The organism is Serratia sp. GW822-FHT06D09 (assembly GCF_058799515.1).
In genome coordinates, this window is the sequence record NZ_JBXALO010000002.1 from 388,542 (window position 1) to 411,074 (window position 22,533).

At 57.6% G+C, this 22,533-nt stretch carries 21 protein-coding genes and 1 other annotated feature; of the genes, 6 read left to right on the forward strand and 15 right to left on the reverse strand.

Annotated features, from left to right (window positions below):
* Window positions 1-4 precede the first annotated feature (4 nt).
* The 6 genes from hisH to hisL form a co-directional block, all read right to left on the reverse strand.
* Entirely contained in the window at window positions 5-595 is a 591-nt protein-coding gene (gene hisH, locus AC1RKG_RS05600; RefSeq protein WP_046374040.1) for an imidazole glycerol phosphate synthase subunit HisH, read from the reverse strand.
* Complete coding sequence (hisB, locus tag AC1RKG_RS05605; RefSeq protein ID WP_129940200.1) at window positions 595-1,662, reverse strand: bifunctional histidinol-phosphatase/imidazoleglycerol-phosphate dehydratase HisB; 1,068 nt, start codon at window positions 1,660-1,662, stop codon at window positions 595-597. Before hisB ends, hisH begins: the two co-directional genes overlap by 1 nt.
* Window positions 1,659-2,747, reverse strand: a complete 1,089-nt coding sequence (gene hisC / locus AC1RKG_RS05610) for a histidinol-phosphate transaminase (RefSeq protein ID WP_493182324.1) — start codon at window positions 2,745-2,747, stop codon at window positions 1,659-1,661. Before hisC ends, hisB begins: the two co-directional genes overlap by 4 nt.
* The gene (gene hisD, locus AC1RKG_RS05615; protein ID WP_493182326.1) at window positions 2,744-4,051 is read right to left on the reverse strand and encodes a histidinol dehydrogenase; all 1,308 of its coding nucleotides are present in this window, start codon (window positions 4,049-4,051) and stop codon (window positions 2,744-2,746) included. The genes hisC and hisD overlap by 4 nt, the downstream gene beginning before the upstream one ends.
* A gap of 4 nt (window positions 4,052-4,055) precedes the next feature.
* Window positions 4,056-4,955 carry an ATP phosphoribosyltransferase gene (gene hisG / locus AC1RKG_RS05620; protein ID WP_041414374.1) on the reverse strand — a complete coding sequence of 300 codons (900 nt, stop codon included), beginning with the start codon at window positions 4,953-4,955 and terminating at the stop codon, window positions 4,056-4,058.
* Between the two features lie 195 nt (window positions 4,956-5,150).
* Window positions 5,151-5,277, reverse strand: a sequence feature (His leader region).
* Window positions 5,253-5,300 (reverse strand): his operon leader peptide, encoded by a 48-nt coding sequence (hisL, locus tag AC1RKG_RS05625; RefSeq protein WP_101495319.1) that lies wholly within the window; start codon window positions 5,298-5,300, stop codon window positions 5,253-5,255. It overlaps the preceding feature by 25 nt.
* 229 nt (window positions 5,301-5,529) lie before the next feature.
* Between hisL and AC1RKG_RS05630 the strand changes: the two genes are divergently transcribed.
* Complete coding sequence (locus AC1RKG_RS05630) at window positions 5,530-6,354, forward strand: SDR family oxidoreductase (protein WP_020826049.1); 825 nt, start codon at window positions 5,530-5,532, stop codon at window positions 6,352-6,354.
* On the opposite strand, the gene AC1RKG_RS05635 is transcribed toward AC1RKG_RS05630, so the two are convergent.
* A complete protein-coding gene (locus AC1RKG_RS05635) occupies window positions 6,347-7,288 on the reverse strand; it encodes a LysR family transcriptional regulator (RefSeq protein ID WP_020826050.1) in 942 nt (313 codons plus the stop codon). The two genes, AC1RKG_RS05630 and AC1RKG_RS05635, sit on opposite strands and share 8 nt — an antisense overlap.
* A 246-nt stretch (window positions 7,289-7,534) precedes the next feature.
* Between AC1RKG_RS05635 and speB the strand changes: the two genes are divergently transcribed.
* A complete protein-coding gene (gene speB, locus AC1RKG_RS05640; protein WP_493182328.1) occupies window positions 7,535-8,467 on the forward strand; it encodes an agmatinase in 933 nt (310 codons plus the stop codon).
* A gap of 73 nt (window positions 8,468-8,540) precedes the next feature.
* On the forward strand, window positions 8,541-9,923 hold the full coding sequence (locus AC1RKG_RS05645; protein WP_020826052.1) for a sodium:solute symporter family protein: 1,383 nt from the start codon (window positions 8,541-8,543) through the stop codon (window positions 9,921-9,923).
* Between the two features lie 39 nt (window positions 9,924-9,962).
* Here AC1RKG_RS05645 and corA read toward each other — a convergent pair whose 3' ends face one another.
* The gene (gene corA / locus AC1RKG_RS05650) at window positions 9,963-10,943 is read right to left on the reverse strand and encodes a magnesium/cobalt transporter CorA (RefSeq protein ID WP_122077970.1); all 981 of its coding nucleotides are present in this window, start codon (window positions 10,941-10,943) and stop codon (window positions 9,963-9,965) included.
* Window positions 10,944-10,954: 11 nt separating this feature from the next.
* Window positions 10,955-11,374 carry a GNAT family N-acetyltransferase gene (locus tag AC1RKG_RS05655; protein WP_115059333.1) on the reverse strand — a complete coding sequence of 140 codons (420 nt, stop codon included), beginning with the start codon at window positions 11,372-11,374 and terminating at the stop codon, window positions 10,955-10,957.
* A 131-nt stretch (window positions 11,375-11,505) separates the two neighbouring features.
* Here AC1RKG_RS05655 and AC1RKG_RS05660 point away from each other — a divergent pair, with 131 nt between their 5' ends.
* Window positions 11,506-12,651 (forward strand): PQQ-dependent sugar dehydrogenase, encoded by a 1,146-nt coding sequence (locus AC1RKG_RS05660; protein ID WP_493182330.1) that lies wholly within the window; start codon window positions 11,506-11,508, stop codon window positions 12,649-12,651.
* On the opposite strand, the gene AC1RKG_RS05665 is transcribed toward AC1RKG_RS05660, so the two are convergent.
* The gene (locus AC1RKG_RS05665) at window positions 12,643-13,263 is read right to left on the reverse strand and encodes a glutathione S-transferase family protein (protein ID WP_129940202.1); all 621 of its coding nucleotides are present in this window, start codon (window positions 13,261-13,263) and stop codon (window positions 12,643-12,645) included. The genes AC1RKG_RS05660 and AC1RKG_RS05665 overlap by 9 nt on opposite strands.
* A gap of 106 nt (window positions 13,264-13,369) precedes the next feature.
* The gene (locus AC1RKG_RS05670; protein WP_020826057.1) at window positions 13,370-14,026 is read right to left on the reverse strand and encodes an HAD family hydrolase; all 657 of its coding nucleotides are present in this window, start codon (window positions 14,024-14,026) and stop codon (window positions 13,370-13,372) included.
* Window positions 14,027-14,319: 293 nt separating this feature from the next.
* On the opposite strand from AC1RKG_RS05670, the gene AC1RKG_RS05675 reads away from it, so the two are divergent.
* Window positions 14,320-15,339, forward strand: a complete 1,020-nt coding sequence (locus tag AC1RKG_RS05675) for an isopenicillin N synthase family dioxygenase (RefSeq protein WP_048761773.1) — start codon at window positions 14,320-14,322, stop codon at window positions 15,337-15,339.
* Between the two features lie 69 nt (window positions 15,340-15,408).
* On the opposite strand, the gene AC1RKG_RS05680 is transcribed toward AC1RKG_RS05675, so the two are convergent.
* Window positions 15,409-16,554: a trans-sulfuration enzyme family protein gene (locus tag AC1RKG_RS05680; protein WP_046374031.1), complete on the reverse strand. Its 1,146-nt coding sequence runs from the start codon at window positions 16,552-16,554 to the stop codon at window positions 15,409-15,411.
* Between the two features lie 14 nt (window positions 16,555-16,568).
* Entirely contained in the window at window positions 16,569-17,936 is a 1,368-nt protein-coding gene (locus AC1RKG_RS05685; RefSeq protein ID WP_115059325.1) for a pyridoxal-phosphate dependent enzyme, read from the reverse strand.
* 464 nt (window positions 17,937-18,400) lie between these two features.
* Between AC1RKG_RS05685 and AC1RKG_RS05690 the strand changes: the two genes are divergently transcribed.
* Window positions 18,401-19,606, forward strand: a complete 1,206-nt coding sequence (locus AC1RKG_RS05690; RefSeq protein WP_165366431.1) for a serine hydrolase — start codon at window positions 18,401-18,403, stop codon at window positions 19,604-19,606.
* 68 nt (window positions 19,607-19,674) lie between these two features.
* On the opposite strand, the gene AC1RKG_RS05695 is transcribed toward AC1RKG_RS05690, so the two are convergent.
* Both AC1RKG_RS05695 and AC1RKG_RS05700 read right to left on the reverse strand, forming a co-directional pair.
* Window positions 19,675-21,042 carry an L-serine ammonia-lyase gene (locus AC1RKG_RS05695; protein WP_020826063.1) on the reverse strand — a complete coding sequence of 456 codons (1,368 nt, stop codon included), beginning with the start codon at window positions 21,040-21,042 and terminating at the stop codon, window positions 19,675-19,677.
* 90 nt (window positions 21,043-21,132) lie between these two features.
* Window positions 21,133-22,428 carry an HAAAP family serine/threonine permease gene (locus AC1RKG_RS05700; RefSeq protein ID WP_020826064.1) on the reverse strand — a complete coding sequence of 432 codons (1,296 nt, stop codon included), beginning with the start codon at window positions 22,426-22,428 and terminating at the stop codon, window positions 21,133-21,135.
* Between the last annotated feature and the right edge of the window lie 105 nt (window positions 22,429-22,533).

Genomic DNA, 22,533 nt, shown 5'->3' on the forward strand with positions numbered 1-22,533 from the left:
CTGCCTACATCTCCAGAAAGTTTTTCAACAGTTGCGCACCGGCTGCTCCAGAACGTTCTGGATGAAACTGCACGCCGAAGAAGTTGTCTTTTTGCACGGCGGCGGTGAAGGGCTCGCCGTAGTTCGCCTGGGCGATGGTGCTTGGGCATATCGGCATCGCATAGCTGTGAACGAAGTAGAAGTAGGCACCGTCTTCAATGCCGCGGAACAGATGGTGGCCGGCCTGTGCCGACACCTGGTTCCAGCCCATGTGCGGCAGCGGCAGACCGAAGTCGGTCATCTGGGTGACCGGCGTCTCGATAATGCCCAGCGTGTCGATACCGCCGTTCTCTTCACTGCTTTTTGCCAGCAACTGCATACCGAGGCAAATACCCAGCACCGGCTGAGTGCAGGCTTTGATCAAATCGATCAACTCGCGTTGCTTCAACTGATCCATGGCCGCCTGTGCTGTGCCGACGCCCGGCAGGAAAAGCTTATCGGCGCGCAACACGATCTCCGGGTCACGGCTTACCTGCGGCTGATAACCCAGTCGCTGCACCGCGTAGGTGACAGAAGACAGGTTGGCGCAGCCGGTGTCTAAAATCACCACGTTCATCACAGCACTCCTTTCGAGCTCGGGAGGGTATTGCCCTCAACGCGGATCGCCTGGCGTAGCGTACGGCCAAACACTTTGAACAGGCTTTCGACGCGGTGATGGTCGTTTTTGCCTTTGGTTTTCAGGTGAAGCGTGCAACCCATGGTGTAAGACAGCGAGCGGAAGAAGTGCTCGACCATTTCGGTGCTCAGATCGCCGACGCGCTGATAGTTAAACTCAGCCTTGTATTCCAGGTGCGGGCGGCCGGAGATATCCAGCGCGCAGCGCGCCAGGCACTCGTCCATTGGCAGCACAAAGCCGAAACGTGCGATGCCGCGTTTGTCGCCCAACGCCTTGTTCAGGGCTTCGCCCAGCGCCAGACCGGTGTCTTCTACCGTGTGGTGATCGTCGATATACAGATCGCCTTTAACATTGATGTCCATGCGGAAGCCGCCGTGGGTGGCGATCTGATCCAGCATATGATCGAAGAAACCCACGCCGGTTTTGATCTTGCTGCCGCCTTCGCGATCCAGCCAGACGTTGACGTCGATCTGGGTTTCTTTAGTAGCGCGGTTAACCTGCGCATGACGATCGCGCTGGGTCAGTTGACGGGTGATCTCTTTCCAGCCCAGGGTATCGCGCTGATAGCGCAAGCCCTGAATGCCCATGTTTTCCGCCAGTTGAACGTCGGTGGGACGATCGCCGATCACGTAGCTGTGAGCGGTATCCATCACGCCGGGCTCCAGATAGCCTTTGACCAGCGCGGTTTTGGGTTTGCGGCAATCGCAGTTGTCCGCCGGCAGGTGTGGGCAGATCAGGATATCTTCGAAGTGAATGCCCTGGGAGCTGAGGATCTGCATCATCAGGCCGTGCGGCGGATCGAAGGTTTCCTGCGGAAAACTGGCGGTACCCAGGCCATCCTGATTGGTGATCATCACCAGTTGGTAACCTGCCTGCTGCAATTCAAGCAGGCAAGGAATGACGTCCGGCTCCAGAGCCAGCTTGTCCAGGCGATCAACCTGGAAGTCTTCTGGGGGTTCAGCAATCAGCGTGCCGTCACGGTCAATAAAGAGGAATTTCTGGCTCACATTGGCTCCTGGCGAGTCTCGGTTGCACCGGGCAGGGCAGACAGCGCGTCAACCACGCGCTGGCATTCGTCACGGGTGCCGATGGTGATGCGCAGGCAGCCGGACAACCCAGGTTGTTTATTTTGGTCTCTTAAGATAATGCCCTGATCCCATAAGGTTTTAAACACATTACTGGATGCAGTGAAACGAGCCAGCAGGTAATTGCTGTCGCTGGCGAAAACCTGCTCAACGCAAGCGCAGTTTTGCAGCGCCTGCTGCAGCCAACTGCGGTTGGCGGCAATCTCGTTAACGCGCTGACGCATCACGCGGATCCCCTCGGTGCTGAGCGCCTGTGCAGCGATATCGGCGACCGGAGTAGACAGCGGATAAGGTGCGATCACCTTCAGCAGCAGGGCGATCAAGTCCTCGTTGGCCAGAGTAAAACCACAGCGCAAGCCAGCCAGCGCGAAGGCTTTTGACAGAGTACGCAGGACAGCCAGGTGCGGATAGTCGCTCAGCCAGGCGGCCACGCTGGCCTGCGGGCAGAATTCGATATAGGCCTCATCAACCGCGACGATCGCCTTGTCTTTAGCCATTTCCAGCAGGGTGCGCAGATCGTTGGGATCGATCAGATTACCGGTTGGGTTGTTTGGGCTGCAGACGTAAATCAGTTTCACGTTATCCAGGCTGTCGGCAATGGCAGCTAAATCCAATTGCCAGTCCTTTTTGGCCGCCACGGTGCGACGCTCCACGCCAAAGGTTTCAGCGCTGACGGCGTACATGCCGTAAGTCGGCGGGCAGAACAGGATGGCGTCTTTGCCCGGCTCGCAGAAGGCGCGGATCAGCAGTTCAATGCCTTCGTCCGCCCCACGACTGACCAGCACCTGTTCCTTTTTAACCCCGGCGTAATCGGCGTAGCGCTCGATCACCCGTGCCGGCTGGCACTCCGGATAGCGGTTAAAGGTTTGAGCGGTCAGTTGGAATTCCGGGGCGATCGGGTATTCGTTGGCGTTCAGCCACACATCGCCATTGCCCCCCAGGCGGCGAGCCGATTGATACGGGGTCAGCTCGCGAACGTTGGCGCGCGCCAGGTTTTCAATGCTCATGCTTGCTCCTTCAGTGCGGCAACGCGCAGGGTGACGGCGTTTTTGTGGGCAATCAACTGCTCGGCGGCAGCCAGGGTTTCAATGGTGGCGGCCAGGTTCATAAAGCCTTGCGGCGTCAGTTCCTGCACCGTCATGCGTTTTTGGAAATCCGCCAGGCCCAGGCTGGAACAGGTCGCGGTATACCCGTAGGTCGGCAATACGTGGTTGGTGCCGGACGCATAGTCACCGGCGGACTCTGGCGACCAGTCACCGAGAAATACCGAACCGGCGCTGGTGATGCTGTCGACCAGGGCGCGGGCATCGCGGGTCTGAATGATCAGGTGTTCCGGGCCATACTGATTGCTGATCGCCACGCACTCGGCCAGATCTTTGGCGACGATCAGTCGGCTACTGGCCAGCGCCTGACGAGCGGTTTCGGCGCGAGGCAGTTGCGCCAGTTGCTGTTCGACCGCTTCGGCTACCGCCTGTGCCATAACGGCGTCCGGCGTCAGCAGAATCACCTGCGAGTCTGGGCCGTGCTCCGCCTGCGACAACAAATCAGAGGCGACAAACGCCGGCGTCGCACCGGCATCGGCAATCACCAACACCTCGGAAGGACCGGCCGGCATATCGATCGCTGCGCCGTCCAACCGTTGGTTGATTTGGCGCTTGGCTTCGGTGACAAAGGCATTGCCCGGCCCGAAGATCTTCGCCACGCGCGGTACGGAGTCGGTGCCGAATGCCATAGCGGCAATCGCCTGCGCGCCACCAACCTGAAACACTTCCTTTACCCCGCACAGCTGCGCGGCATAGAGAATTTCATCGGCAATCGGCGGCGGTGAGCACAACACCACGCGACGGCAACCGGCGATACGTGCCGGCGTCGCCAGCATCAGTACGGTAGAAAACAGCGGCGCGGAGCCACCGGGAATATACAGCCCGACCGAGTCGATCGGGCGGGTGACCTGTTGGCAACGCACGCCCGGCTGGGTTTCCACATCCACCGGCGGCAGCTTTTGTGCATTGTGGAAGGTTTCGACGTTAGCGACCGCGACTGCCATCGCCTGTTTTATATCATCACCCAGACGAGCGCTGGCGGCGGCGATCTGGTCGGCGGTGACGCGCAGCGCGCCAACCTCGGTTTTATCAAATTTGGCGCTGTAATCGCGCAGCGCCTGGTCACCGTTGGCCTTCACGTTGTCGAGGATCTCGTTCACCGTGCGGGTGATGCTGTCTTCGGCTGCGAGCGCCGGGCGCATCAACAGTGCCGCGCGCTGTTCGGCGCTGCAACCTGCCCAATTGACCGGAGTATTGAAAGTCGACATGGCGTTACTCCATCATCTTCTCAATTGGCAACACCAGAATCGAACTGGCACCGAGCGCTTTCAGCTTTTCCATGGTTTCCCAGAACAGGGTTTCACTGCTGACCATATGCATTGCCACGCGATTTTGTGCACCGGCCAGTGGCAGAATGGTTGGGCGTTCCGCGCCAGGCAGCAGCGCAACGATTTCGTCGAGGCGCTCGCTCGGCGCGTGCAGCATGATGTACTTGGATTCGCGTGCCTGGATCACGCCCTGAATACGGGTCATCAGGCGGTCGATCAATTGCTGTTTGGCTTCCGGCATTTCGCCGTCACGTTGGATCAGGCAGGCTTTCGAGCGGTAAATCACCTCCACTTCGCGCAGGCCGTTGGCTTCCAGCGTGGCACCGGTGGAGACCAGATCACAGATGGCGTCGGCCAGACCGGCACGCGGTGCCACTTCCACCGAACCGTTCAACAGGCAGGATTTGAAGCGCACGCCTTGTTTATCGAGGTATTGTTTCAGCAGGTGCGGATAAGAGGTGGCGATGCGGGCGTCTTGCAGGCTTTGCGGGCCGGTGTATTCCGTGTCGAGCGAGGTAGCCAGCGACAGACGGCAACCGCCGAAGTCCAGGCGACGCAGGGTGAAGTAACGGGGATCTTCGCCCTGAGCGCGGCGGGTGAGCAGCTCTTCTTCCAGCACGTTCTCACCGATAATCCCCAGATCGACCACGCCGTCCATCACCAGCCCTGGGATATCGTCATCACGGACGCGCAGGATATCAATCGGCATATTCTCCGCGAAGGCAATCAGGCGCTGTTGCTGCAGGTTGATTTTAATGCCGCAGCGCGCCAGTAATTCCTGGGATTCATCACTCAGGCGGCCTGACTTCTGCATTGCTATCCGTAAACGTGTTTTGTCCAGCATGGTAACCTCTGTTTAATCTGTAATTTTATACCCGTCATACTTCAAGTGGCTTGGGTGTTGGCTGCCTTCATTCACTCCAGTCACTTACTTGAGTAAGCTCCTGGGGATTCACTCAGTTGCCGCCTACAAGCAACTCGAATTATTTGGGATATTTGAATTTATTTTAAAAATTATTTTTTCTGTCTGTCCGGAGCCAAAAAAAAACCCTCGGAAGAAATCTTCCGAGGGCTCTCTCTTGCATTCTGCGCGCCACTGGAAGATTAAAAAACCGTCTTCCAGCACACATCGCCTGAAAGACTAGTCAGGATGATGGTGATGATGGTGGCTGAACTGAATGCGTGTCATGGTGTTTTCTCTGTATAAAGTCGCTACAAACTCAATTGCTAATTAACCTAAACTATCCGCCGTCTGTCACGCAACCCTTTTTTACGGTCATAAATTTAATTTATTGAAACAGGTTGAGTTATTAGCTGGACGCGACTTTACCTAAGCTTAAACTGGGTGGATTGTATCACTTCACGCAGTGGCGTAGCCTTAATGGGTAAAGCGCTGCGATCTTCAGGAGAGGAAGGTGATGAAAAAGGTAGCCATTATTGGTCTGGGCTGGCTGGGCATGCCGTTGGCCCTGTCGCTGATGAGCCGTGGGTTTGACGTCGTTGGCAGTAAAACGACGCCGGATGGCGTTGAGGCCGCGCGGATGAGCGGCATTGAATGTTATCAGTTGGAAATGACGCCGGAGCTGATTTGCGAACCCGAGGATCTGGAGTCTTTGCTGCGCGTTGATGCGCTGGTGGTGACATTGCCTGCGCGCCGCACTGTCGAGGGCAGCGAGAACTACTTCAATGCGGTACGCATGCTGGTGGACAGCGCGATGGCTTTTGGCGTACCGCGTATTCTGTTTACCAGTTCGACTTCGGTATACGGTGAAACTACCGGCACGGTACGCGAGGATTCGCCGCTGCAGCCGGTTTCGCCTTCGGGGCGAGTGCTGGTGGAACTGGAGCGTTGGCTGCATGAACTGCCGAACACGTCGGTGGATATCTTGCGGTTGGCGGGACTGGTGGGTGTGGATCGTCACCCCGGTCGTTTCCTGGCCGGCAAAGTCGACGTCAAAGGCGGTTCGCAAGGGGTGAATCTGGTGCATCAGGACGATGTGATCGCCGCGATTCAACTGTTGCTGAAACTGCCGAAAGGCGGTCACGTTTATAACCTTTGCGCCCCGGCCCATCCCACCAAGCGTGAATTTTACCCGGCGCTGGCCGAACAGCTGCATCTGGCCCCGCCGCAATTCGCCATTGAGGCAGAGCAGGGTGGGCGCCTGGTGGACGGTAGCCGCATCTGCAATGAGCTGGGGTTCGAATATCAGTATCCGGATCCGGCGCGCATGCCGGTCAATTAATATCAGTATCTGACCCCGCGCCTGCGGGGTTTTTTGTCTGTGGCGCTCGCGCCAATCCGCTCAAATCCTCTATCAGCGCCAACAAGGCCTCCTTTGGCGCTCCGGGTCGGGTCACCAGGCTCAGGGTTGCCTGGTAGGAGAGCGCCTGCCCGCCTAACTGCCGCAGTGCCCCCTGTTCAACCCAGCGCGCGGCGTAATGGGTCGGCAGGTACCCGAGATATTCGCCGCTGAGCACCAGATGGGCGACCCCCTCCATATGGTGGGCGACGGCACCGAGGTTTAACGGCGCCAACGGGCAGAGCTGCTGCGCCAACAGATAACCTCGCTTGACCCAACGTGCATTTTCAATTTGTTCGCGACCCGGTTGCTCTGCGGTAAACAGCGGATGATCGCTGCTGCAGTAGACCGCCTGCGTTTCGCTTATCCAGGGTTGATACTGCAATGCTTCCAACTGCTGGCCGAAATAACCGATGCCCAAATCGAGCTGCTGATTCAGCAGCCCCTGTTCAATTTCGCCGGGGGCGCAAATTCGGCACTGCAACTGCACGTCCTGATGGCGGCGTTGAAACTGTTTGATAGCACGGCTGAAGGGGTTGCCCGGCAGCGACACCAGATTATCCACCAGCCCGATTTGCAGATCGCCGGTCAGCAGACCGTTCAGCGACTGGCTGACCCGGGTGAAGTCGCGTGCGGCGTTAAACAGCGTGCGGCAGGCGATCAATATGCGCTCCCCTTTGGGCGTCAGCATAAAGCCGGAGCGCCCTCGCTGGCACAGACGAAACCCCAGCCGGGTCTCCAGCGTCGCAAGATGGGTGCTGATGGTCGACTGATTCATCAACAGCGGCTCCTGGGCGGCGCTGACGCCATGGGCCTCCGCGACGGCGACGAACACCCGCAGCAGCCGCAGATCGATGTCGCTTAGATTAGTGAGCATCTTTTCCTCCGCAAAACTTCCCTTGTTAACCGATTGGTAACATCCATGGAGTCACCCTGACGGGCCAAAATCACTCTTTTTATGTCACAGATTACAAATAAAACCAACAGTTCAACGCGTTACAAAACATCGGTGTTTTCAATGCTTACATCACAAAGATGGAATGGTAGACCTGTCGGCCATCGGGGTAGCCTGTATTTGTTATCTAAATGTTGAAATTAAATCATGCCAGAACGAGGAAAACACATGCTTAATCAACCCCAAAGTGGCAACGACATGCCGCGGTTTGCCGGTATCCCTACCATGATGCGCCTGCCCGTTGCCGAAAATGCGCGCGGTCTGGATGCGGCCTTCGTTGGCATTCCTCTTGATATTGGCACTTCAAACCGCAGCGGCACGCGCTATGGGCCTCGGCAGATCCGTCAGGAGTCGGTGATGATCCGCCCGTACAACATGGGTAGCGGCGCTGCCCCTTTCGAACGGTTGCAGGTTGCCGATCTGGGGGATGTCGCCATCAATCCCTACAGTCTGGCGGACAGCGTTCGGCGTATCGAACTGGCCTATAGCGACATTCTGGCCCATGGCTGCATCCCGCTGACGCTGGGAGGCGATCACACGCTGACGTTGCCGATCCTGCGTGCCGCCGCCGGCCGTCATGGCCCGGTCGGTTTAATTCACGTGGATGCGCATTCAGACACCAATGAGGAGATGTTTGGCGAGCAACTGGCGCACGGCACCACTTTCCGTCGCGCTTTTGAAGAGGGGCTGTTGGCACCCCAGTGGGTTGTGCAGATTGGGCTGCGGGGCAGCGGCTATGAAGCTGCCGATTTCGACTGGTCGCGCCGGCAGGGGTTTCGCGTGGTGCAGGCGGAAGAGTGTTGGTATCGCTCTTTAGCGCCGCTGATGGCCGAAGTGCGCGAGCAGATGGGCAGTGGGCCGGTTTATCTCAGCTTCGATATCGATGGGCTGGATCCGGCGTTTGCTCCGGGTACCGGCACGCCGGAAGTTGGCGGGTTGTCGGTATGGCAGGGCCTGGAAATTGTCCGAGGATGCCGGGGGCTGAATCTGATCGGCGCCGACGTGGTGGAGGTCTCACCGCCTTACGATCGTTCCGGTAATACCGCGCTGCTGGCGGCCAACCTGCTGTTTGAAATGTTATGCGTGCTGCCTGGGCGATAAGACGTCGCCATACCTGACCGGCGGAGCCGTTGCGCCTGGATCCAATAACAATAATAAACATGCGGAGTGACTCATGAATCTCGATCTGCTGGTAGTGGTGTTTTACTTTTTGGTGATAGGAGCGGTGGGTTGGTTAGGCGTTCGCCGGGCGACGACCAAAGAGGATTATCTGGTTGCCGGACGTAATCTGGGGCCCTGTTTGTATCTGGGCACCCTGTCTGCGGTGGTGCTGGGCGGGGCGTCAACCATCGGCAGCGTCAAACTGGGTTATACCTACGGCATCTCTGGCGTGTGGCTGTGCGGTGCGCTGGGGGCGGGCATCGTGGTGCTGAGCATGGTGTTGGCAAAGCCGTTGCTTAAGCTAAAGCTCTACACCGTCAGCCAGGTGCTGTCGCGTCGTTATCACCCAGCGGCCAGAGTCACCAGCGGCGCTATTATGTTGGCCTACGATCTGATGGTGGCGGTGACGTCGATCATTGCCATCGGCAGCGTGATGCAGGTGATGTTCGATCTGTCGTTTATCACGTCGATTTTGCTCGGTGGCGGTTTGGTGGTGCTGTATTCAACGTTGGGCGGCATGTGGTCACTGACGCTGACCGACATTATCCAGTTTATCATCATGACCGTTGGCATGATGTTGGTGCTGATGCCGATGAGCATCGTCAAAGCCGGGGGTTGGACGGCGTTCAGTAGCCAACTGCCGGATAGCTACTACCGGCTATCATCCATCGGGCTGGATACTATCGCGGTGTTCTTCCTGATCTACTTCTTCGGCATTTTGATTGGTCAGGATATCTGGCAGCGGGTATTTACCGCCCGCAGCAACACTATTGCTCGTTATGCCGGATTAGGGGCCGGCGTGTATTGCGTGCTGTATGGCGTAGCCGGTGCGTTGATCGGCATGGCCGGCAAGCTGGTGCTGCCGCAGTTGGCTAATACCGACGGGGCTTTTGCCGCCATTGCGCAGGCGGTGCTGCCGCCGGGCGTCAGCGGATTGGTGGCCGCCGCCGCACTGGCTGCGCTGATGTCGACCGCCAGCGCCTGCCTGCTGGCGTCATCGACCATCGCGCTGGAGGACGTATTGCCGGCGATTCGCAAGCGCCCCTCGGGCGGACTGGCCGCCGGGCGATTTACTACGCTGATCATGGGCTGCATCATGCTGGGGTTGGCGTTTGTGGTGCGGGACGTGATGGCGGCGCTGACGCTGGCTTATAACCTGCTGGTGGGCGGCATGCTGATCCCGCTGATTGGCGCGATTTTCTGGCAGCGGGCCACCAGCACCGGCGCTATCGCCAGCATGCTGACCGGCAGCCTGAGCGTTTTGGGGCTGATGTATTATCAGGGTATTGAAGCCAACAGCCCTATCTACGGCGGCTTGCTGGCGGGCGGCGCGGCCTTCGTGATGGGCAGCTTATTGACCCGGCCAAGCCCACAGCCGCAGGTACAGCCCGAGTAACCGGTAATCAGGGGCTGCCATGCGCAGCCCCATCCTCGTTTAAAGCCAGCCGGAGCGCTTCAGCTTCTGGTAGAGGAAGAAGCAGCCGACGACGGTGACCCCCAGCGTGGCGTGGTAGGCCCAGGGGAACTTCAGCTCTGGCATGTCGGCGAAGTTCATGCCGTACAGGCTGAAAATCACCGTAGGGATCGCCAGGATCGCCCCCCAACCGGCCAGGCGTTTCACCACTTCGTTCTGTTTTACGGTGACCAGCGCCAGATTGACGTGCATCGCGTTGGTCAGCATTTCGCGCATATCGTCGATATTGCTGACCACCTGATGCGCATGGTCTTGCACGTCGCGTACGTAGGCGCGCAGCTCTTTCGGGATCACTTCTTCATGCAGGCGGATCAACTGATTGCAGATTTCGTCCATCGGCATCGCGGCATTGCGCAGCGCCAGCAGGTGCCGCCGCAGGGTGTAGACGTTCTCGATGGCGGCCTGATCAAATTCCGATTTGAACATGTTGGCTTCAATGCCTTCAATGGTCGCCTCGAACTTCGCCACCACGCTACGGTAGTTATCTACTACAAAGTCCAACACCGAATACAAGGCAAAGCCCGGGCCGCGGCACATTTGCTTATGGTTCTCTTCGGCCTTGGCGCGGATTGGGGCGTAGCTCGGTGATTCGCCGTGGCGTACCGTGATCAGGAAGTTCTTGCCCACGAAGAAGTGTGTTTCGCCGTACTCAATTTCGTCATTGCCCCATTGCGCGGTTTTGACCACGATAAACAGCGAGTCACCGTAAGCTTCAAGCTTCGGTCGCTGGTGGGCGCACAGCGCATCTTCAATCGCCAGATCGTGCAGCCCGAACTCCTCTTGCACTTTGCGCATAAAGGCGTCTTCCGGCTGCCACAGCCCGAGCCAGACGAAGGTATCCGGCTGTTTGACCACCTCGCTGATATCATCAATGGTCACTTCGCCCAGCCGTTCACCGGCCTTGTATGCCACGCAATTCACAACCATGGTTGCGGTTTCCATCAGGTCACCTGCTATTCAATTAGGGTTTTGGTGAGAAAGTAACATTCATGTTCCACCGGGTAATTCTGCAGCGTCATCTGCAGTTGATAACCGAGTTTTTCGTAGAACGGCCGCGCCTGAAAACTAAAGGTATCCAAACGAACATAGCGGCAGCCGCGTGCTTTCGCCTCCCGTTCCGCCGCCAGCAATACTTTACGCCCCAGGCCGCTGCCGCGTTGCGAGTCCGCTACCCATAGCCATTCAACGCTCAGCCAGTTGCCCCAGGTCTCGCCGGTCAGGCCGGCGACCACCTGGCCGGCGGTGTCCCGGGCATAAATGCCAAGCGGCTTACGCAAGCTGGGATCCACATAGGGGCTGTTGTGGGCTCTAAGCCCCTGACGAATAACGTCGAGGGTGTCTTCATTGAGCGTCTCGGTTACGGTGATGTTCATCTTTCCTCCTTGGTGAACCCTTAACTTAAGCACAGTCTGACTAAAAGGCAACACGTTGAAATTTAAAACAAACGTCAAAATCAGCCTGCTGGGCTACACTGAGTAGGTTGTTTTTTGTCCAGGAGGACGCTATGCACCGATTGACTATGATAGCCGCTTTGCTGTTGTTCAGCGGCTTGCTGCACGCCGCGCCGACGGTAACGCAATTGCAGGACAAGTTGGAACACCCGTGGTCGCTGGCATTTCTGCCCGGCGAACAGGGAATGTTAATCACCGAACGGCCGGGGCGTTTACGGCTGTGGCAGCCGGGCCAGGGGCTTTCGGCCCCTATTGCCGGTGTGCCGCAGGTATATGCCGAAGGCCAGGGCGGTTTGCTGGAAGTGTTGCTGGCGCCCGATTTTTCCACCAGCCGACGAGTTTACCTCAGCTTCTCCGAAGCGGGCGATGAGGGTAAAGCGGGGACGGCGGTAGGCTACGGGCAACTTAGCACCGACAACCGACGGCTGGAGAGTTTCAAGGTGATTTTCCGCCAGCAACCCAAGCTGTCGGTCGGCAATCATTTTGGAGGCAAACTGGCGTTTGATCGTCAGGGGAATCTGTTTATCGCGCTCGGGGAGAATAATCAGCGGCCGACGGCGCAGGATCTGGACAAGTTACAGGGCAAAATGGTGCGCTTAACCGCCGACGGCGCGGTACCGCCGGATAATCCTTTTGTCGGCCAGGCCGGCAAGCGGCCGGAAATTTGGTCATACGGTCACCGCAATCCTCAGGGGCTGGCGTTGAATCCGTGGAGCGGGGTGATGTGGGAGAACGAACACGGTCCACGCGGTGGCGATGAGGTTAATATTCCGCAGGCAGGGAAAAACTACGGCTGGCCGATAGCCACCTATGGCATCAATTACTCCGGGCTGGCGATCCCGGAGGCGAAAGGGCAGAAGGTCGCGGGCACCGAACAACCCCTGCATTATTGGCCGGTGTCGCCGGGTATCAGCGGCATGGCATTCTATGATTCGCCGCGTTTCCCTGCCTGGAAGCATTCGCTGTTTATTGGTGCGCTGGCCCAGGAAGCGCTGATCCGCCTGACGCTGCAGGGAGACAACGTGGTTTCTGAAGAAAGGCTGCTGGAGGATCGCGGTGAACGCATTCGCGAAGTGCGGGTCGGGCCTGACGGTTATCTTTACCTGTTAACCGATGCAAGCAACGGCAAGCTGCTGCGGGTAGGGCTCCAGGAGAGGATTGCGCCCCAGCGGATGCGGGGCGCAGGAAACTCAGGTTAACTCACTCATCACACCGCGCTGATAGGCTGGCCGCTCGGTCAGTTGCTTATACCAGCGCTCCATGTTCGGGCGAGCTTGGCGCTTGATCGGCATGGAGAACCAGGCGTAGGCGAAACTGCCCAGCGGGATATCGCCGATGCCGAAGTCTTCACCGGACAGGTAAGGCTGATGACCCAGGGTGTCTTCCACAATGTCGAAATGCTTTTCCAGTGTGGCAATCGCCGCTTCGATCTTCGCCATGTCACGCAGTTCCGGCTTGGTACGCACCAAACCCCAGAACACCACGCTAAAGTGACTGACAATGGTGGCCGTGGTCCAGTCCATCCATTTTTCGGCACTGGCACGCGCCTGCAGATCCTGCGGGTAGAAAGGTTCGCTACCAAACTTCGCGGCCAGATAGCGCACTATGGTGTTGGACTCCCACAGCACAAAGTCATCGTCTTGCAGCAGCGGCACCAGGCCATTCGGGTTCAATGAACGGTAGAGTTCGTCGTTCACCTTGCCGAAAGCGCCTCCGGCGTTGATATGGCTGTAACTCAGCTCCAACTCTGCGGCGCACCACAGCACTTTCCTGACGTTGTTCGAATTTTCACGACCCCAAATGGTCAGCATAGAACGCCTCTTTTACGTGGGTTAATCAACCTAACTAATTATTCCTACTCCACAATTCAGCGCTTGTCACACTGGAAGGCATTTTTTGCCGACGTGGGCGACACATTCAGCGCTCCCAGCGGCAGATCTCCCAACCATTCTCCAGCGCCAACGCGTTGAGCTCGCTGTCGGGGTTGATCACCGTGGCGCTGTCGACGTATTCCAGCATCGCCTTGTCGTTGAGGGAGTCGCTGTAGCCGTGGCTGTGCTCGAAGCTCAGTTCCGGATGTTCAGCCAACCACTTTTTCAGGCGGATAACCTTGCCCTGTTGGTAGGTCATGGTGCCGTAGGTGTTGCCGGTGAAGCGGCCGTCTTGCACTTCGACGCCGATGGCCAGCGCGCCGTCGGCGCCAAGCTGGGCGGCAATGGGGGCCACCAGGTGCTCGCCCGTGGCGGAAATGACCAGAATGCAATCACCACGCTCGCGGTGCCACAGCAGCCGCTCGCGGGCGGCAGGGTAGACTCGCGGCAGGATATCGCGGCGAATATAGCGCTGCACCCAGCCGGCCACCGTTTCGGTACTCAGGCCGGCCAGCGGCGCCAGCGTGGCCTGCATGTAGTCCTCCATGGACAGCTTGCCCTGATAATAGTGCTGCATCAGTTGCTGTTCCTGCTGTTCCAGTTCCGCCGGTGCAAACCCTTCAGTGACCAACCAACGCATCCACAGGCTGGCGCTGTCTTCATCAATCAGGGTTTCATCCAGGTCGAATAAGGCTAAATCCATCAGTATTTCTCCGGCAGGCAGGGAGGGGGAATGGGTTGTTTATAGAATAGCGGATAGCGTTAGTCGCCAGCCAGTGGCGACAACGAAATTGCGCAGAGCATAAGTCGCATTGATGACAGTTTTGCGACGCTTTGTTGAAGGTTTGCATAACTTAGAACGCAACAATATTGGCTGACGCTTGAGCCGCAGTGGTAACTATAGGGGTAATACGCTGGCTATCCAGGAGTTGAAGATGCTGATAATTCGCCTTTATACCGGCCCGATTTTTGTCGGGGATGAAGAGGAACAGGATGATGACACCCCCACTGACGCTGAAGAAGCTGCCGCTGCTGGATCTTTCGCAGCTTGATGGCGACGCCGGGCAGCGGCAGGCGTTTCTTGACGGTTTGCGTATTGCGGCGCGTGACGTCGGCTTTTTCTATTTGCGTGGCCACGGCGTTGATAGTGCCCTGAATGCACAGCTGCAACGGTTGGCGAGGCAGTTTTTCGCCCTGCCGGAAGCCGACAAACTGGCGGTGCAGATGGTGCATTCGCCGCATTTTCGCGGCTATAACCGTGCGGCGGCTGAATTGACCCGCGGCCAGCCGGACTGGCGCGAACAGTTTGATATCGGTGCAGAGCGAGCGGCGCTACCGTTGGCTGAAGCAACCCCACGCTGGGCGCGTTTGCAAGGGCCGAACCAATGGCCGGAGGCATTGCCCGAACTGAAACCGCTGTTATTGCAATGGCAGCAGGCGATGACCGCCATGTCGCTGCGGCTGTTGCGCGCCTTTGCCCTGTCGCTTTCACTGCCGGAACAAGCATTTGATTCGCTCTACGGCGACAAACCCAATGAACATATCAAACTGATCCGTTATCCAGGGCGTGAAGCGACCGCGAGCGGGCAGGGGGTTGGCGCCCATAAAGACTCCGGTTTTCTCAGCTTCCTGCTGCAGGACCGGCAGAAAGGTCTGCAGGTTGAAGTGGATGAAGGGCGCTGGGTTGACGCCGAACCGCTTGAGGATACCTTTGTGGTCAACATTGGCGAATTGCTGGAGCTGGCAACCAACGGCTACCTGCGCGCCACGGTACATCGGGTGGAGACGCCGCCGGCGGGGAGCGATCGACTGTCGATTGCTTTCTTCCTCGGGGCGCGACTGGACGCGGTGGTGCCTGTATATCAGCTGCCTGAACATCTGGCCGCGGAAGCCCATGGCCCAACCAGCGATCCGCATAATCCGCTGTTGCGCGACGTAGGCTTTAACTACCTGAAAGGACGCATCCGTTCCCATCCGGATGTGGCGCAGCGTTATTACCAGGATGTGGTTGCTTAAGGGAGGAGGCCGCATACCGCGCCCAACCGGGTGAGTCGGGTCGAACATGTTCGACCCGATTGTTTTGAATTACTCTGCCAGTGCCTGCTGCAGATCGGCGATCAAATCTTCCGCATCCTCAATCCCTACCGACAGGCGCAGCAATTGCGGCGTAATACCGGTTTTCATCCGCTGTTCCAGCGGGATAGAAGCGTGAGTCATGCTGAACGGCTGACTGATCAGGCTTTCCACGCCGCCGAGGCTCTCTGCCAGGGTAAACAGCTGTGAACGTTTGATCACCCGGCGCGCATAGGCATCATCGCCTTTCAGCCGTACGGAAATCATGCCGCCAAAGCTGCTCATCTGCCTGGCCGCCAACGCGTGCTGCGGGTGGCTCGGCAGACCAGGGTAGTAGACTTCTTCTACCTGAGGTTGGCCTTCCAGCCACTGGGCAATACGCAAGGCGCTATTGCTGTGACGCTCCATACGCAATGCCAGGGTGCGGATGCCGCGCAGCGTCAGGAAGCTGCTGAACGGATCGAGAATGCCGCCCACCGCGTTTTGCAGGAAGCCGAGCTGCTCGGCCAACTCTGGGTTATTCCCCACCGCAGCGACACCGGCGACCACGTCGGAATGGCCGTTGAGGTATTTGGTGGCGGAATGCACTACCACATCAAAGCCGAGATCCAGCGGACGCTGGATATAAGGCGAGGCAAAGGTGTTGTCCGCTACGCTGATCAAACCGTGTTTTTTAGCGATGGTGGCGATGGCGCTCAGATCAGCCAATTTCAGCAGTGGGTTGGTCGGCGTTTCAACCCAGATCATTTTGGTATCCGGTTCGATTGCCTGTTCCAGCCCGGCAAGGTCCGCCGGGGAAACATAGGTGACGCGCAGGCCTGCGGTACGGCTGCGGACCTTCTCCAGCAGGCGATAGGTGCCGCCGTACAGGTCGTCGACCGCCACCAGATGGCTGCCCTGATCGAGCAGCTCCAGCACCGTTGAACAGGCGGCCAGGCCAGAGGCAAAGGCATACCCACGGCTGCCGCCTTCCAGTTCGGCAATGGCGCTCTCCAACGCGGTGCGCGTTGGGTTGGCACTGCGTGAATATTCATAACCGGTATGCTCCCCCGGCGCCGGTTGGGCGTAGGTGGAGGTCGCATAAATGGCCGGCATTACCGCACCGGTGGCATCTGGCGTGTAACCGGCATGAACCGTCAACGTATCAAACTTGGCCATACAATCATTCCTTATTAACGTAATTTTTGGCGCCAGGCGTTAAGCACGTCTGTGCGGGTAATCAAACCGAGGAAACGCTCACCGTCGAGGACGACCGCTACGTGGCCGTGATTGAAGGTGGCCAGTAAATCCTGATAGCTGGCTTCTTTTTGCAGCGTATTGACCGAATGGGTCATGGCACGGGCGGCCGGCAGACTGAAGTGGCTGGCGTCCGCCTGCACGGCATTGAGCAGATCCCACTCGTCGATCAGGCCGACAACCCGATCGCCTTCCAGCACCGGCAGCTGCGAGATGTCATACAGCCGCATACGGGCATGAACGATAGCCAGCGTGTCTTCCGGTGCGACCGAAACGGCGGCCCCTTCGTCATGACGGTAGGCGATCAAATCGCGTAAATCCTGATGCTGCGGCTTGCTCAGCAGGCCTTGTTCCAGCATCCAGTGGTCGTTATACATTTTAGACAGGTATTTGTTGCCGCTGTCGCAGACGAAGGTGACCACGCGTTTCGGCTCTGTTTGTGCCTGGCAATAGCGCAGCGCTGCCGCCAGCAGGGTGCCGGTGGATGAGCCTGCCAACACGCCTTCTTTACGCAGCAGATCGCGCGCGGTGGTGAAGGCTTCGGCATCGCCGATACGATAGGCATTGCGCACCTGGTTAAAGTCGCTCAGCGGCGGAATGAAATCTTCGCCGATCCCTTCCACCAGCCAACTGCCGGCCTCGCCGATCTGGCCGTTATCAAGATAGTCCGCCAGGATCGAGCCGGCCGGATCCGCCAACACGAACTCGGTTTGCGGCGAGACTTCGGCAAAATAGTGGCTCAGGCCGCCGAGTGTGCCGCCGGAACCGACGCCAACCACGATGGCATCGACCTGATGCTCCATCTGCTGCCACAGTTCCGGCGCGGTGGTGCGGGTATGGGCCGCCGGGTTGGCGGGGTTGTTAAACTGATCGATATAAAACGCACCGGGGATTTCGTCGGCCAGCCGTTTGGCGTAATCCTGATAGTAAGCCGGGTGCCCCTTGCCCACGTCGGAGCGGGTCAGCACCACTTCTACCCCCAGGGCGCGCAGATGGAAAATCTTCTCGCGGCTCATCTTGTCCGGCACCACCAACAGCAGCTTATACCCCTTCAGGGCCGCCACCAGCGCCAGGCCCAAGCCGGTGTTGCCGGCGGTGGCTTCAATGATGGTGCCGCCGGGCTGCAGGCTGCCGTCGCGTTCCGCTTGCTCGATCATCGACAGCGCTACGCGGTCTTTGATGGAGCCGCCGGGGTTTTGATTCTCAAGCTTGACGAACAGGCGGCAGGGGCCGGTATCGAACTGAGTCAGTTCCAGCATCGGGGTGTTACCGATCATATCGATGACGGAATGCGGTATTGCCATGAGGATCTCCAGAATAATTCGGTTTAAAGCCGTTATCTGGATGATAGCGCTGTCAATAAGCCCATTAAAAAGAACAAATAACCACTCAATATGCTTTTTTGGAATATATTAATTCAATTTGGACGTATGGAGGCATGGATGTTCAGCGGTGCAGATGTTCAGCCGTATGGCCGTGGGCCGTTTAAAAAAACGACGCACCGTCGGCTTTTTATCCAATTTACGCGTAACAGCGTACAGTTATGTAAAAATGCTGAAAATTCGCGCTAAACCCTGCAAAAATAAGATGAATCTAATAAACTCACAGCAAGGGCATTTTCGGTACGCCGCTCAACCCGTCATGGGGCCGCAGGGAGTTTGCGGTTGGAAAACGCGTATCGGGCCACTCTCGCTGGTTGGCTGAAAACGTGAATATGTTTGAAAGTTAACGCTATTTCAATGATTTGAATGGATACTCTGGCGACGTCATGATGAAAAAAAACTTTTCCACTACCCTGAAAAAATTAACCTTTAGCGTCAGCATCCTGTTCTTGGCTGCGCCTGTCGTACAGGCGGCAGAAGCACCGGCAGCCCCGCAGGTTGATGCCAAAGCTTTTGTGCTGATGGATTACAACAGCGGCAAAATTCTGACGGAGGGCAATGCCGATACCCGGCTCGATCCCGCCAGCCTGACCAAGATCATGTCCAGCTACGTGATTGGCCAGGCGATCAAGGCCGGCAAGATCAAGCCGGAAGACATGGTCACCGTAGGTAAAGATGCCTGGGCAACCGGTAACCCGGCGTTGCGTGGCTCCTCGCTGATGTTTATCAAGCCGGGCGACCAGGTGCCGGTGATGGAGCTCAACAAAGGCATCGTCATTCAGTCGGGTAACGACGCCAGCATCGCGCTGGCCGATTATGTCGCGGGTAGCCAGGATTCGTTTGTCGGCCTGATGAACAACTACGCCAAATCGCTGGGCCTGCAGAACACCCATTTCCTGACGGTGCACGGTCTGGATGCGGAAGGGCAGTACAGCACTGCGCGTGATATGGCGCTGCTGAGTCAGGCACTGATCCGCGACGTGCCGGATGAATATGCGCTGCATAAAGAAAAAGAGTTCACCTTCAACAAGATCCGCCAGGTTAACCGCAACCGTCTGTTGTGGAGCTCCAACCTGAACGTTGACGGCATTAAAACCGGTTACACCGGTGGCGCCGGTCATAACCTGGTGGCCTCGGCCACCGACGGCCCGATGCGTTTGATCTCGGTAGTGCTGGGCGCGCCGAGCGATCGCGTCCGCTTTAGCGAAAGTGAAAAGCTGCTGACCTGGGGCTTCCGCTTCTACGAAACCGCCACCCCTATCAAAACCGACAAGCCGTTTGTTACCCAGAAAGTGTGGTTTGGCGACGTTGGCGAGGTGCCGTTGGGCGTAGCGAAAGATGCGGCGGTTACTATCCCGAAAGGGCAAATGAAAAACCTGAAGGCCAGTTACAAGCTGAACCAGCCGACGCTGGAAGCGCCATTGGCAAAAAATCAGGTGGTTGGCACCATCGATTTCCAGCTTGACGGCAAAACCATCGAGCAATATCCGCTGGTGGCGATGCAAGAGGTGAAAGAAGGGAACTTCTTCAGCCGTATCTGGGACATGGTGATGATGAAACTGACCCAGTGGTTCGGCAGCGTGTTCGGCTAGTTATCACGAGGGTTCAAAGACCACGTTATTATCAAACAGAGGGCGCATGATGGCGCCCTCTGCTTTTATCAGTTACAGGCGACCACCTTGATCGCCAGACCGCCCTGCGACGTCTCACGGTATTTGGCGTTCATGTCCTTGCCCGTCTCATACATGGTTTCAATCACCTTATCCAGGCACACCCGCGGCTCGCTGGTACGACGCAGCGCCATACGTGCTGCATTGACCGCTTTCACCGCGGAAATCGCGTTACGTTCGATACAGGGCACCTGAACCTGGCCAGCCAATGGATCGCAGGTCAGCCCCAGATGGTGCTCCATGGCGATCTCCGCCGCGATGCAAACCTGAGCTGGGCTGCCGCCCATCAATTCCGCCAGACCTGCCGCCGCCATGGAGCAGGCGACGCCCACTTCCCCCTGACAGCCCACTTCTGCACCCGAAATAGAGGCGTTCATCTTGTACAGCGCGCCAATGACGCCGGAGGTCAGGAAGTAACGGCTATAGGAATTAGGGTTCACCGGACGAATAAACTGGTCGTAATAGGCCAGTACCGCCGGGATGATGCCGCAGGCACCGTTGGTTGGGGCGGTCACCACACGGCCACCGGCGGCGTTTTCTTCATTCACGGCGAAGGCGAACATATTAATCCAATCAACGACGTTCATCGGATCGATGTTGTTCTTGTCGCCGGTCACCAGAATACGGCGCAGAGCTGCGGCGCGGCGCTGAACCTTCATTGGGCCGGGCAGCAGGCCTTCGGTATTCATGCCGCGTTCAATACCGGCACGCATCACTTGCCAGACTTCGGCGAAGTGCGCGTCGATCTCGGCCTTGCTGTGCAACGCCAGCTCGTTTTGCATCACCAGACCGGACAGCGAAAGACCGGCGTCCTTGCAGTGCTGTTGTAAGTCACGCGCCGAATTGAACGGGAAGGGCACCTGAACCGGATTCGCCTCCGACAGGCCAAAATGTTCCTCATCGACGATAAAACCGCCGCCGGTAGAGTAATAGGTTTTGCTGTGCAGCAGACGTTCGTCGGCGAAGGCGCTGATGCGCATGCCGTTTTCATGCAGCGGCAGATTATTGCTGTGGAAGTTCATGCTGGTTTGCAGCGGAAAATCCACTTCGTGATGACCCTTGGCCATCAGCAGGCGACCGCGTTGCTCAACGTCACGGATAAAACCGGCGATACCGTCGATATCCACGTCGTGCGGCAGGTTACCCGCCAGGCCCATAATGATGGCGATATCGGTGTGGTGTCCTTTGCCGGTCAGAGACAGCGAACCGTAGACGTCCACCACGACGCGGGTGGTATCCATCAACTGCTGGCTGGCGATCAACTCATCGGCGAACAGCTTGCCGGCTTTCATCGGACCGACGGTGTGGGAGCTGGATGGGCCAATACCAATTTTAAAAATATCGAAAACGCTGACCATGGTTTCGCCTCCTTCTTCAGGTGTTAGGCGTTAATGCAGGAAAGGGGGCCGTGCAGAGAAGCCGGCGCACAGGGCGCCGGCCGGGCTGGATTAGAGGCTGTACAGGATTGCGGAGATGGCGATCAGGCCCATCACTACCACGAACACGTTACTGATGTGGCCGCTGTACTTGCGCATGGCAGGCACTTTACGGATAGCGTACATCGGCATCAGGAACAGCAGCATGGCGATGATTGGACCACCCAGGTTCTCGATCATGCCGAGGATGCTTGGGTTCAGGGTCGCAACAATCCAGGTAGTCACCAGCATGAAGATGGCGGTGATGCGGTTCAGCTTGTTGGTGCTGATGGTTTTACCGCGGCTCTTCATCGATTTGGCGATCAGACCGTTAAAACCTTCACGTGCGCCCAGGTAGTGGCCCAGGAACGATTTGGTGATGGCGATAAAGGCGATAACCGGCGCGATGTAGGCGATCATCGGGTTGTTAAAGTGGTTGGCCAGGTAGGACAGAATGGAGATGTTCTGTGCCTTGGCTTCCGCCAGGTTTTCCGGCGACAGGCTCAGCACGCAGCTGAACACGAAGAACATAACGGTCAACACCATCATGATGTGAGCGAAGCCCAGAATGCGAGAGCATTTCTTCTCGGCTTCTTCCTGGCCGTATTCTTCACGTTTGGCTACCGCAAAGGCGGAGATGATCGGCGAATGGTTGAAGGAGAACACCATGACCGGGATCGCCAGCCACAGGGTGATGATCAGGCCGTGGCCCATACCGGTACCGGCGCCGGACAGGGAAACGTTGTCGAAGATGGCGGTGGACCAGTTAGGGATCAGGTACAGGGCCAGCAGCATCAGCACGCCAACAAACGGGAACACCAGGATGCTCATGGTCTTCACGATAGCTTGCTCACCGAAACGAACGATGGTCATCAGGCCCACGATCAGGATCAGCGACAGAATGGCGCGCGGTGGTGACGTCATACCCAACTGGTGAGTAATGAAGCTGTCGACGGTGTTGGTGATCGCCACGCTGTAAACCAGCAGGATTGGGTAGATGGCGAAGAAGTAGAGCAGGGTGATCAGCTTACCGGCGCCGATACCAAAGTGTTCTTCAACTACTTCGGTGATGTCTTCACCGGCATTTTTACCGGAGAGCACGAAACGGCACAGGCCACGGTGGGCGAAGAAGGTCATCGGGAAAGCGATGATGGCCATGATGATCAGGGGAATCAAACCACCGATACCGGCGTTGATTGGCAGGAACAAAACGCCTGCGCCGATCGCGGTGCCGTACAGGCCCAACATCCACATGGTGTCGGTTTTACGCCAGGTACTGGTAGAGCCAGAAGCCGCAGAGGCAATGGTGCCGGTCTGTGTAGTGTCCATAAATATCTCCGAAGTGAACACGTTAATTTAAAATTAAAGGCAAAACTTAAGGTTAAAACCGAATGTCGCAAGAGCAGATGGCGGCATCGGTAAGAATCAGGTGTT

Bases quoted from the DNA above. Each gene is read 5' to 3' on its own strand.
- hisH (WP_046374040.1), bottom strand. From the start codon at position 595: ATGAACGTGGTGATTTTAGACACCGGCTGCGCCAACCTGTCTTCTGTC.
- hisC (WP_493182324.1), bottom strand. From the start codon at position 2,747: ATGAGCATTGAAAACCTGGCGCGCGCCAACGTTCGCGAGCTGACCCCG.
- hisD (WP_493182326.1), bottom strand. From the start codon at position 4,051: ATGTCGACTTTCAATACTCCGGTCAATTGGGCAGGTTGCAGCGCCGAA.
- hisG (WP_041414374.1), bottom strand. From the start codon at position 4,955: ATGCTGGACAAAACACGTTTACGGATAGCAATGCAGAAGTCAGGCCGC.
- AC1RKG_RS05630 (WP_020826049.1), top strand. From the start codon at position 5,530: ATGAAAAAGGTAGCCATTATTGGTCTGGGCTGGCTGGGCATGCCGTTG.
- AC1RKG_RS05635 (WP_020826050.1), bottom strand. From the start codon at position 7,288: ATGCTCACTAATCTAAGCGACATCGATCTGCGGCTGCTGCGGGTGTTC.
- speB (WP_493182328.1), top strand. From the start codon at position 7,535: ATGCTTAATCAACCCCAAAGTGGCAACGACATGCCGCGGTTTGCCGGT.
- AC1RKG_RS05645 (WP_020826052.1), top strand. From the start codon at position 8,541: ATGAATCTCGATCTGCTGGTAGTGGTGTTTTACTTTTTGGTGATAGGA.
- corA (WP_122077970.1), bottom strand. From the start codon at position 10,943: ATGGAAACCGCAACCATGGTTGTGAATTGCGTGGCATACAAGGCCGGT.
- AC1RKG_RS05655 (WP_115059333.1), bottom strand. From the start codon at position 11,374: ATGAACATCACCGTAACCGAGACGCTCAATGAAGACACCCTCGACGTT.
- AC1RKG_RS05660 (WP_493182330.1), top strand. From the start codon at position 11,506: ATGCACCGATTGACTATGATAGCCGCTTTGCTGTTGTTCAGCGGCTTG.
- AC1RKG_RS05665 (WP_129940202.1), bottom strand. From the start codon at position 13,263: ATGCTGACCATTTGGGGTCGTGAAAATTCGAACAACGTCAGGAAAGTG.
- AC1RKG_RS05670 (WP_020826057.1), bottom strand. From the start codon at position 14,026: ATGGATTTAGCCTTATTCGACCTGGATGAAACCCTGATTGATGAAGAC.
- AC1RKG_RS05675 (WP_048761773.1), top strand. From the start codon at position 14,320: ATGACACCCCCACTGACGCTGAAGAAGCTGCCGCTGCTGGATCTTTCG.
- AC1RKG_RS05680 (WP_046374031.1), bottom strand. From the start codon at position 16,554: ATGGCCAAGTTTGATACGTTGACGGTTCATGCCGGTTACACGCCAGAT.
- AC1RKG_RS05685 (WP_115059325.1), bottom strand. From the start codon at position 17,936: ATGGCAATACCGCATTCCGTCATCGATATGATCGGTAACACCCCGATG.
- AC1RKG_RS05690 (WP_165366431.1), top strand. From the start codon at position 18,401: ATGATGAAAAAAAACTTTTCCACTACCCTGAAAAAATTAACCTTTAGC.
- AC1RKG_RS05695 (WP_020826063.1), bottom strand. From the start codon at position 21,042: ATGGTCAGCGTTTTCGATATTTTTAAAATTGGTATTGGCCCATCCAGC.
- AC1RKG_RS05700 (WP_020826064.1), bottom strand. From the start codon at position 22,428: ATGGACACTACACAGACCGGCACCATTGCCTCTGCGGCTTCTGGCTCT.